The organism is Gluconobacter sp. R75690, assembly GCF_015244525.1.
GTDB classification, from domain to species: Bacteria; Pseudomonadota; Alphaproteobacteria; order Acetobacterales; family Acetobacteraceae; genus Gluconobacter; species Gluconobacter potus.
The window spans coordinates 1-9,995 of sequence record NZ_JABCQB010000026.1 but is presented as its reverse complement, the minus strand read 5'-3'; the positions used below and the strand labels follow the sequence as shown (position 1 = coordinate 9,995).

Below are 9,995 nucleotides of genomic sequence, written 5' to 3'. Positions count from 1 at the left end.
GATCTTCAACATCAAAAAAACCGGGCTGCATCATCATCCATCCCTCATCGTAAGATGAACGATGGAATCACACACAGGGCCTCATAACCAGAGAGTTTTTCGAACCCTCCACCTTCTCAAAACTCAAGGCCTTGCTGCGCGCCAGAGCCGAACGGACTGTCCGTGCTCTGTGGGATACCGTCGGCGCGCTGCTTCCGGCTTTCACATACAGTGAATGCGCCAGCTTCTTTACAGCCGCTGGATATGAACCAGACTAAAGTGGAACCGCTCTAGAGCACTCAAATGAGCAAAACGCTTCTCAAAACGGAAAACAGACCTTTTCAGGACTCATTTTCTCCAATCAGTGCATGGAATTGTAATCATAGGGCAGGTCTTAAAACCAGAGAACTTTTCCAATCATCTATTTTTTTGCGTTATATCCACTCGCATATAGCGACAGTGGCGGGAATGACGACGACCATGCCGAGCGTCGTGAGCAGCATGATGCTGGCTGTTTCTACCTCGCACTTCCCATACTGCTGGGCAAACAGGGCAGACGGTGTGGAGGTAGGCATTGCACTTGCGACAAAAGCTGCTTTCGCCATAGCGGATTTTAGTCCCCATGCCTTGAGGGCGACGAAGAAGACTGCTGGTTGCAAGACGACACAGACGAGCGATCCCAGTATAACGGTCCTAGATCTGAGATTAAGGGAATAAGACGCAAGCGCGAGCCCGCAGGCGAAGATCGCCGCTCCTGGTGCGCAGACTGCTAGAGGCTTGAGCACGGACACGGAAACCGGCGGCATCGTCAGACCGGACAGAGACACGATGGTGCCCAGCACCGGTGCCCACACAAGGGGGTTCTTGATCGTTTTTCCAAGCGTTCGGGCCAACGAGGGTCTCGACGTTTCTGACCTGGACGCGCTCTCGAGCAGGTAGATGACGACTGAAACCTGTAAGAGGTTTGTGACAACCGCAGCCAGACCGACTACGCCGCCGCCGACCGTATCGCCATAGATTGGATCGAGGACCGTCAGGCCATAGATCGGTGCGGCTGTGGAGGACACCGCATAGCCGAGGAGGACTGCGGTCAGCCGGTCGCGCGTCATCATGCACAGGACGAGATAGCTCACGCCAAAGAAGAGCGAATATCCGATGATCATGACCACAACGAGTGGCCCCTGCTGAAGGAGCAAGTCGCATTTGACGGACGCCATGCTGAGGAAGAGCGCAACCGGCAGGGCATATTTCAGCGCGAAATGACTGAAACCGATGGCCTGATCGTGATCGAAATCCTTGTACTTCCCGGCCAGATAGCCCAGCCCGAATATGAGGACAACCGGAGCGATGGCGGCGACGAGTATCACGAGATTCACGGATCTGCTCCGGGTTGGTGAGAGAAGGCGTCATCATCCCCGGTGATCGGCTCGAGCCGATCACCGGGGATGACTTAGGTGTGTCAGAGTTCCTTGTAGACCGGCTTGTAGAGCAGCCCCTCGATCCAGGCGCGGATATTTTCCGGACGCTCGACGGTGGCCTGTCCACTATCGAAGATATGCTCCGCAACCCGCGTGGCGGTCGTCACTTCGGTCTCCAGGATGTTGGCTTGGAGCGGGAACAGCATGCCATGCTCGCGTGCGCTCGGCCCCACCTGATCCGCTGTCGCGGCGGCGGCGGTGATGAACATATCGTCCGTGATCCGCGCGGGACGGGTCGCGTAAACGGCGAGGCCGATTGCCGGAAAGATATAGAAATTGTTGGCCTGTCCCGGGTGGTAGCTCTTTCCCTGATATTCGAAGTCCGGAAATTGGACTCCAGCGGCGTATAATGCTTTGCCTTTTGTCCAGGTATAGGCCTGCTCGGCCGTACATTCCGCCTTGTTCGTCGGATTGGAGAGCGGGAAGATCACCGGCCGCTCGTTCAGTTTTGCCATCTCGCGGACCACCTCCTCGGTGAATGCGCCGCCGATGGTGCTGACGCCGATCAGAATGGTCGGCTTGAAGGTTCTGACGACCTCGAGAAGATCTTTCGTCGGTTTCGCCTCGTGCGCGAACGGCTTCTGCCACTCGTTGAGATCGGTCCGGCTGGTCTCGATCAGACCGTTGACATCGATCAGTACGATACGCTCACGCGCTTCGGCCTCGCCCAGACCCGCTTCGACCATCGCCGAGACAATCATACTTGCGATACCGATCCCGGCTGAGCCTGCGCCCAGAAAAAGGACGCGCTGATCGGCGAAAGTCTCGTTCTTGATCTGCAGTGCCGTGGTCAGGCCTGCTACCGCGATCGCTGCGGTTCCCTGAATATCGTCATTGTAGCACAGGACCTTGTCGCGATAGCGGGCGAGAAGCCGCATCGCATCGGTACCTTTCCAGTCCTCGAAATGAATGCAGACACCGGGAAACACGTCTGTAGCGGCTTCGATAAATGCCTCTGAGATCAAATCCACCTCCGCTTCGTCTGGCGGGAGCTCGCGCAGACCAAGATAAAGCGGATCGGCCCGGAGCGCCGCGTTCGTGGTGCCTATGTCCAGTAGCACAGGCAGCAGCGCCTCGGGCGGCACCCCCGCGCAGGCGGTGTAGAGCTGGAGCTTGCCAATGGGAATGCCCATGCCGTTAGCGCCGATATCGCCAAGACCGAGAATACGGCCGCCGGTGGACACACAGATGAACCGAACGTCTTTTACCGGCCAGTTGCGCAGAATTTTTTTGAAGCGACCTTTCATGTCGCGCGTGAGATACATGCCCGCGCTGCCGCGATAGATATGTCCGAATGCCAGACAGGCATCAGCCACGGTCGGATCATAGACAATCGGCACAAACCGCGCGGGGTCGGACATCAGCGTGTGGTAGAATAGCGTCTCGTTCCTGGCCGCCAGGCTCATGAGATAGATGTAGCGTTCGAGATCATTCGGCTTTGCGGCGAGTTGCGTCTGAACCCTCTCCAGTTGCCGGTCGATGTTTTCCACAGTCGGAGGAAGCAGACCTTCAAGGCCGAGCGATTGACGCTCAGTCATTGTAAAGGCGGTTTCCTTGTTGCGGGCGGGGTTGTTGAGGATTTCCTGTCCCCGGATCGTGCTGGCCTGGCTCATGTGTTCTCCTCGCGGTTCGACGGCGTGCGGAAGTCATGCGCTTCGTTCGGAACGGCCGCCGCTGGATGACTGAATGTCATCTTGGGCCCACCCGAGCTCCAGCGCATCCGGAAAACTACGTACGTAAAACCTCGTAAGGGAAACGACCCGTCCTGATTTCAGGTCGACTGTGTTATCGCGGCCGCTCCGTGGCTGTCAGCGTCATCCGCACGAGTTCAGACAGGCTGCGAGCGTCCATCTTTATCATGAGATTGGCCCGATAAATCTCTATCGTGCGCGGGCTTATCCCAAGCTCCCGGGCGATGACCTTGTTCGATTGACCGTCGACGAGGCCACGGAGAACCTGTTGCTCCCGCGTCGTCAGAGCGGCGATCCGCTGGCGAATGACATGTGCATGCGCGCGTTCGGCGCCGTTCTCGTCACCGCACCGCAGAGCGGAGGCCACCGCGTCGAGAATGGTATGATCGTCGAACGGCTTTTCGATGAAGTCGCGGGCGCCGGCTTTCATGGCCTGCACCGCTAGGGGGACGTCAGCATGCCCCGTGATCACAATGACCGGGAGAACCGTCGCGCGCTTCTGGAGACGGTCGACAAGAGCGATGCCGTCCATGCCCGGCATCCGGATATCCGTTATGATGCATCCGCACTCGACCCCGTCGAGGATAGCGAGGAACTCATCCGCCGATGCGTGGGTCCTCGCGGTATGTCCCGATGTCAGCAACAGGAAGGCAAGGGATTCGCGTACGGCTTCGTCGTCGTCGATCACATGGACGATACCATCCGGGTTCATTCGCCAAACTCCTCTGTCCTGGCGCAGGGAAGAGTGAAAAGAAAGCACATCCCTCCCCCGCGTTCCCGCTGCGCTCCGATGCGTCCTCCATGAGCCTCCACGATGGTGCGGCAGATCGACAGCCCGACTCCCATGCCATGATCCTTCGTCGTTGAGAAAGATTCAAACAGCCTGCCCGCAATCTCGGGGCTCACACCGGGGCCAGTATCCGTCACGCGGATCCGTGCCATGCCTTCGAAAGCGTCGACCGCGACGACCAGACGCCGTTCGTCACAGTCCTCCATGGCCTCCACGGCGTTGCGGATCAGGTTGAGGAGGACTTGCTGGATCTGAATCTTGTCCGCGATAACCTGATCGGCCCCAGAGTCCAGCTGAAAGGATACGTCGATCCCGCGCTCCGCAATTCCGACCAAGGCCAGCGTTGCCATCTCTTCGATAAGCGCCCGCAGGCTTTCCAGTCCCGGCTCACCTTCTCCCCGAGACACGAAGTCCCGCAACGACCGTATGATCCGACCGGCCCGCAGCGCTTGCGCGGCCGCCTTGTCCATGGCCTCTTGCACGCGCGTGCTCTGCCCGTTCTCGGCTTCCAGGAGACGGCGTCCGCCGTTGAGAAAGTTCGTGATGGCCGTCAGAGGCTGATTAAGTTCGTGAGCCAGTGTGGCTGCCATCTCGCCCATGGCTGACAGGCGTGAGATATGTGTGACTTCGGCCTGCAACTGTCGCACGCGTCGGTCCGCTTCCTCGCGTTCCGTGAGGTCGCGAAGGAACGCGATTGTAAAGGAGCCCTCTCCTGATGTCAGGCGTCCGGTAGACAGATCAACGGGGACAGTCGTCCCGTCTTTCCGACGGGCGACTGCCGCTATTCCGTGCCGATCGGAGACTGGAGCCGTTCCGAGTTCGGGGACGATGTCTGCGATATTCGTCCCGATCGCCTCTGCCGCATTAGACCTCAGAAGTGTCTCCGCCGCGTTGCTGAATGATTGCACGATGCCGCGCTCGTCGAGAATGATGATAGCGTCGGGAACTGCGTCGAGGATGGCGCTGAGATGCGCCTCCCGCTCAAGGATACGCTGCGCCATCGCGGCCGTGCGCCGACGGGCACGTAGCAGCCATTCGCCACCACACGTGATCAGGACGCAGAGTGTCGCGAACAGGATCGTCTCGACCCAGTTTTCGATCGGCGGCGCGCCGTCATGCGCGAGAAGGAAGCAGCCGATCACTGATGCAAGTGTGGCTGCGGCTAGACCGGAAAAGAGACCGCCGATCACCGCGCCGACGAGCACTCCCGGAAGCAGTAAGAGAAACAACGTCCTGCCGCCGAGAAACGGATTGATCAGGAAACGTATGAGCGTCCCCAGTATCACGAGCCCGAGCGCGTACGAGGAGGCGGCCGCGAAACTGCGATGGCGTGCCAGCGCACCGGTCTCTTGAGGCGGCAGATCCCAAAAGTCCCTCAATGACGTTCTCCTCACCGAATGGTCGGCGAACGACCTCGCCAAGGCGAGTCAGTATTACTACGTAATAGCCTCATTCATCAAAACATTGCACCTGTAGGGTGAGACTGCGCCATGAACCGTCATGGTTCTAAAAGGCAGAGAATTTCGGCCTTGTATAAATAGTTAAATGTTTCCTTCGGATATTTTCTATAGCGTCACTAACGGCGTCAATGCACTATTTATATCATTATCAACCAAGTATCGGGATAGATACATAAATAACTCAATGGGTGAGGAGAGAATAGGTGGCATTACTTCATGCGGAGTTAAAAATAAATAGGCGACATCTGTTGCTCGGCATGAGCGCGCTCGCCACCGTAGCCAGCTTTGCACAGTCGAAGGGTTTTGCGGAACCATTACATCAGTCCGATAGCGTATCACGCTTTATGTCTGTATCGAAAATTCTCGTCCCTCATCAACTGAACCCTGTTGTCGGCCATAGAATTTACGTCGCGCTTAATGATGTCGAAGAAAATTTTGATAATACGATACACGCAATTCACAATTTCATAGTAAAAACTGCTTCAGTGGATGTTGAACATCTTATGCCAGCATTGACAGATGAGAAACTGCAAAACTCGGCACTGAAGATAATATCGGCGTGGTATTCGGGTGTTGTGCACGGAAAATCTGGCGATCATGTAATCGCTTTTGAAGATGCGCTCATGTACAAAGTAAGCAGCGATGTCATGACGATACCATCTTACGCAAAATCGGCGCCCAATGCCTGGAATGCGACAGCAGTTCCGCTCCTTAACATGCCGTCATTCTGAATTTCTCCGGAGAATTTCTTATGCCATCCGATCTCAATAGCGATGTCGTCATTGTAGGTACTGGCGTAGTCGGCTGTCTGATAGCAGAACAGGCTTTGGATGCCGGGTTTTCGGTGCTCATGCTTGAAGCTGGGCCCCGTGTCAGTCGCGACACAATTGTCGAAAACTACCGTAATCTGGCGCCCACATTGCGCAACCACTGGAATGCGCCGTACCCGCCCAAGCCGTGGGCGCCTCACCTTGAGACACGCACTCCAGACGAGGCCTCTTCTTATCTTGATCTGACCGGACCGAATGCAAAGGCCTACGAGCAGGGGTATGTCCGCTACGCGGGGGGTGCCACCTGGCATTGGGCAGGTATCTGCTGGCGTATGACGCCTGACGATTTACGTCTCAAAAGCCTCTATGGAGTAGGACGCGACTGGGCTTTTTCTTACGATGTGCTGGAGCCTTATTATGCGCGCGCCGAACATGCGATGGGTGTCTGTGGCCCCGGTGATCCGGCTTTACAGTGGCCTCCAAATACAGCGCGTTCGCGGCCCTACCCGATGGGACCCATTCCCTTCGGGCCTGGCGAACAGCGGTTGACCGATGTCGCTGCGACCCTTGGCATGCAGAACCTGCCGGCGCCCCAGGCACGTAATAGTGGCGTTTCGTTTGACGGCCGCCCTCCCTGTTGTGGAAACAACAACTGTTTTCCGGTCTGTCCGATCGCTGCCAAATATGATGCTGCAACAGCTCTACCGCGCATCGAAGCAAAGGGCGGTCAGATCATCACGAACGCTGTCGCGTACCGTGTTGAAACGAATAGTCAGAAGAAGGTCGCGGCAATCCATTATTTTGATTCCGACAAGAATTCACACTCAGTTGCCGGAAAGATCTTCGTTCTCGCTTGCAACGGAATAGAAACGCCCAAGCTGCTCCTTCTGTCGGCTGACGAGAAAAATCCCTCTGGTGTCGCCAATAGTTCGGATCAAGTCGGTCGTAATATGATGGATCAGCCAAAACTGGTTGCGGATGTCGAAATGACTGAACCGCTCTGGACCGGCGTAGGACCTGTCCAGAGCAGCAGTATCATGAACACGAGCCAGGGCGAGTTTCGACGCGACTATGCCGGTGCAATGTTCCGTATGGAAAACATGGCACGGAGTACACTCGGTGGTCTGGCTGCTCTGGAAAAAGGTTTATACGGAAAGGCTCTTGATCAAGAAATTCGCCGGCTGTCGGCCTGCACGGCGCGCCTGACAGTTGAGCACGAACCTCTGCCGCTACCATTTAACCGGCTGACTCTCTCTGACAAACAGGATTGGCTGGGTCTAAGCCGTCCGCGCATCCACTATGATGTCGGCGACTATGTGCGTCGAAGCGCCGAGCAATACACAATACCGCTTCTAAAAAAGCTGGCGGCAGCCCTGGGAGCGACAGATATCAGGATCTCGCCTGAGTTTTTACACAGTGATCATATCATGGGTGGCGTCATCATGGGCAATGATCCGAAGGATTCCGTCGTGGACGTAGATTGTCGTGCCCATGACCATGAGAATCTCTTTCTTCCCGGTGGGGGCGCAATGACCACGGGCGGCAGCGGAAATAGTACAATAACCATGGCGGCATTGGCCATCAAGGCCGCAGATGCGATCATCGGGCAACTGCATCATGGCTAAAATGATGCATAGCAGATTGCCAGACAGGATAACCCTTCTCGGAGCTTTTTGCACCTCGATATTTCTTTACGGCACGGCTTCGGCACAAAGCGACGGATCAACTGATCGAGGCGCCTACATAGCTGTGACCTCCGATTGTGTGGCCTGTCACACAGCGCCTGGCGGCAAGCCGTTTTCTGGCGGCCTGGCAATGAAAACACCGCTTGGCACGATGTATTCGACAAACATTACGCCATCCAGAACATTCGGTATCGGTGATTACAGCGAAGCAGATTTCTCGCGTGCTGTGAGAAAAGGTATTCGCAAGGACGGGCGCAATCTTTATCCTGCCATGCCCTACACGGCATATTCGTACATGACAGATCAGGACGTACACGACCTGTATGTTTATTTCATGAAATCCGTTCAGTCAGTAGAAAGCGCTCCGTCGAAAACGTCTCTTCCCTTTCCGATGAACATTCGGGGTTCGATGATGTTCTGGAATGTGCTTTTTCGTAACGACAGGACTTTCCAACCCGATTCATCCCGCTCGTCAGAATGGAACCGCGGCGCGTATCTTGCGCAAGGACCGGCGCATTGTGGAACATGTCATACTCCTCGAGGATTTCTCATGCAGGAGAAATCCTCCAAGGATTTGGGTGGCGCGAGCCTGGGTGCATGGTATGCACCTAATATAACTTCAGATAAAATAAGCGGGATAGGCAACTGGTCGCGTGAAAATATAAAGACCTATCTAAAAACGGGCCATATTGACGGGCTCGCGCAAGCCGCCGATGGAATGGGAGAAGCGGTCGAACACAGTTTCCAGCATTTGACAGATGCCGACCTGAACGCGCTGGCAACATATCTTGCGACCACGAAGCCTGTTCGTGACCCCGCAGACGGAGAAGTTTCACGCTTCGTGCTGGGAAAGCCTACTTCCAGCGCTGATGAGGTCAGAGGAGGTCGACCTATCCGCTCAGATGATAATCCAAATATATCTGGTGCGGAACTGTTTATGGGCAACTGCGCATCCTGCCACAATTACCGGGCACAGGGCAGTCGGGACGGTTATTACCCTTCATTGTGGCATAACTCCGTCACAGGGGCCTCCAGTCCAGACAACCTGATCGCAACCATTCTGTTCGGTATTGACCGGCATGTGTCTGACGCCGAGGCTTTCATGCCTGGTTTTGGCGGCAAGAAAACAGATGCCACTCAACTGAATGATTTGGAAATAGCAAAGCTTTCGAAATATATCTTTGATACCTACGGTAGGAAAAATGTCTCCGTGTCGGCATCGCAGGTCGCTCTCATCCGTCATGGTGGTGCTCGGTCACCACTGCTCGTTTTAATCCGTGTCGGTATGGCAGCGGGCGCCATTCTCTTAGCACTCGGGTGCTTCTGGCGTGTACGGAAAATTGTTAAATAAATAATCGAAAGAGGGCTAGTTCTCATGGTCTCAAAAACTCGCACTTCGAGACACTTCATATCCTTGATCGTGGTATGCGCGATCACCGTGGTGTTCGCAGCGACTTCTGCATACGCGCAGGATACAAAAAAAACCGCCGATCTCAAGAAGGACATCGTCGGTGTCTGGGGGCTTGTTTCTTACAAAGTGGAAGACAAAGAGACGGGGCGAACGATTGATGCAATGGGTTCTTCCCCTCGGGGGCGTGTCATTTTTACACCTCACGGGTGGGTCGCATTTAACCTTGAGGGCAGCGATCGACAGCCGCCAAAGACAGATGTGGAGCGCGCCCATCTTATGAAGACTCTCGTTGCCTACATTGGGCGCTACAGGATCGAAGGAAACCAGTGGGTCACGAATGTGCAGACTGCCTGGACGCCCGAATGGGTCGGGACGGAGCAAAGGCGTACCATTGAAATTAATGGTGATTTTGCAAATGTTATTACACCTTGGCGAATAATGCCAAACTGGGACTCGGGGAAGCTCTCCCGCAGTATCATTCGATTTAAACGGATCGAGTGATCTAGGTCGCGTTGACAAAAGGTCTATACGATCATCCTGAGATCTGATTCACTGGTTGCTTCTACGAAGGCGATAAGGTGAAGCGGGGATGGCACGAGGGGATCTGACGGATCGTGAATGAGGCCATCGTGTGGATGGTACGCTAAACAACGTTTGGCATGAACAATAAAGGAACGATCAGGCGGCACGAGCCTGTTTCGACAGATTGAGCGTCTTGCGGCCCGCAGAAG

General features: G+C 55.5%; 8 protein-coding genes. 4 read left to right on the top strand and 4 right to left on the bottom strand.

Annotated elements, in window-relative coordinates:
* Window positions 1-413: 413 nt before the first annotated feature.
* From HKD27_RS16820 to HKD27_RS15990, 4 genes are all read right to left on the bottom strand, one after another.
* The gene (locus HKD27_RS16820) at window positions 414-1,355 is read right to left on the bottom strand and encodes an AEC family transporter (RefSeq protein ID WP_194690194.1); all 942 of its coding nucleotides are present in this window, start codon (window positions 1,353-1,355) and stop codon (window positions 414-416) included.
* A gap of 83 nt (window positions 1,356-1,438) precedes the next feature.
* Window positions 1,439-3,070, bottom strand: coding sequence for an NAD-dependent malic enzyme (locus tag HKD27_RS16000; protein WP_194690193.1), 1,632 nt, complete (start codon window positions 3,068-3,070; stop codon window positions 1,439-1,441).
* Between the two features lie 172 nt (window positions 3,071-3,242).
* Complete coding sequence (fixJ, locus tag HKD27_RS15995) at window positions 3,243-3,860, bottom strand: response regulator FixJ (RefSeq protein WP_019087322.1); 618 nt, start codon at window positions 3,858-3,860, stop codon at window positions 3,243-3,245.
* Entirely contained in the window at window positions 3,857-5,317 is a 1,461-nt protein-coding gene (locus tag HKD27_RS15990; protein WP_228518602.1) for a sensor histidine kinase, read from the bottom strand. Before HKD27_RS15990 ends, fixJ begins: the two co-directional genes overlap by 4 nt.
* Window positions 5,318-5,601: 284 nt before the next feature.
* Here HKD27_RS15990 and HKD27_RS15985 point away from each other — a divergent pair, with 284 nt between their 5' ends.
* The 4 genes from HKD27_RS15985 (at window position 5,602) to HKD27_RS15970 (ending at window position 9,765) form a co-directional block, all read left to right on the top strand.
* Window positions 5,602-6,129 carry a sorbitol dehydrogenase family protein gene (locus HKD27_RS15985; protein ID WP_194690191.1) on the top strand — a complete coding sequence of 176 codons (528 nt, stop codon included), beginning with the start codon at window positions 5,602-5,604 and terminating at the stop codon, window positions 6,127-6,129.
* Window positions 6,130-6,149: 20 nt separating this feature from the next.
* The gene (locus HKD27_RS15980) at window positions 6,150-7,793 is read left to right on the top strand and encodes a GMC family oxidoreductase (protein ID WP_039736274.1); all 1,644 of its coding nucleotides are present in this window, start codon (window positions 6,150-6,152) and stop codon (window positions 7,791-7,793) included.
* Entirely contained in the window at window positions 7,786-9,204 is a 1,419-nt protein-coding gene (locus tag HKD27_RS15975) for a cytochrome c (RefSeq protein WP_194690190.1), read from the top strand. The genes HKD27_RS15980 and HKD27_RS15975 overlap by 8 nt, the downstream gene beginning before the upstream one ends.
* 69 nt (window positions 9,205-9,273) lie before the next feature.
* Entirely contained in the window at window positions 9,274-9,765 is a 492-nt protein-coding gene (locus HKD27_RS15970) for a lipocalin-like domain-containing protein (protein WP_370544287.1), read from the top strand.
* Window positions 9,766-9,995 lie beyond the last annotated feature (230 nt).

Coding starts and splice junctions, on each gene's coding strand:
- fixJ (WP_019087322.1), bottom strand. CDS start 3,860: ATGAACCCGGATGGTATCGTCCATGTGATCGACGACGACGAAGCCGTA.
- HKD27_RS15975 (WP_194690190.1), top strand. CDS start 7,786: ATGGCTAAAATGATGCATAGCAGATTGCCAGACAGGATAACCCTTCTC.
- HKD27_RS15980 (WP_039736274.1), top strand. CDS start 6,150: ATGCCATCCGATCTCAATAGCGATGTCGTCATTGTAGGTACTGGCGTA.
- HKD27_RS16000 (WP_194690193.1), bottom strand. CDS start 3,070: ATGAGCCAGGCCAGCACGATCCGGGGACAGGAAATCCTCAACAACCCC.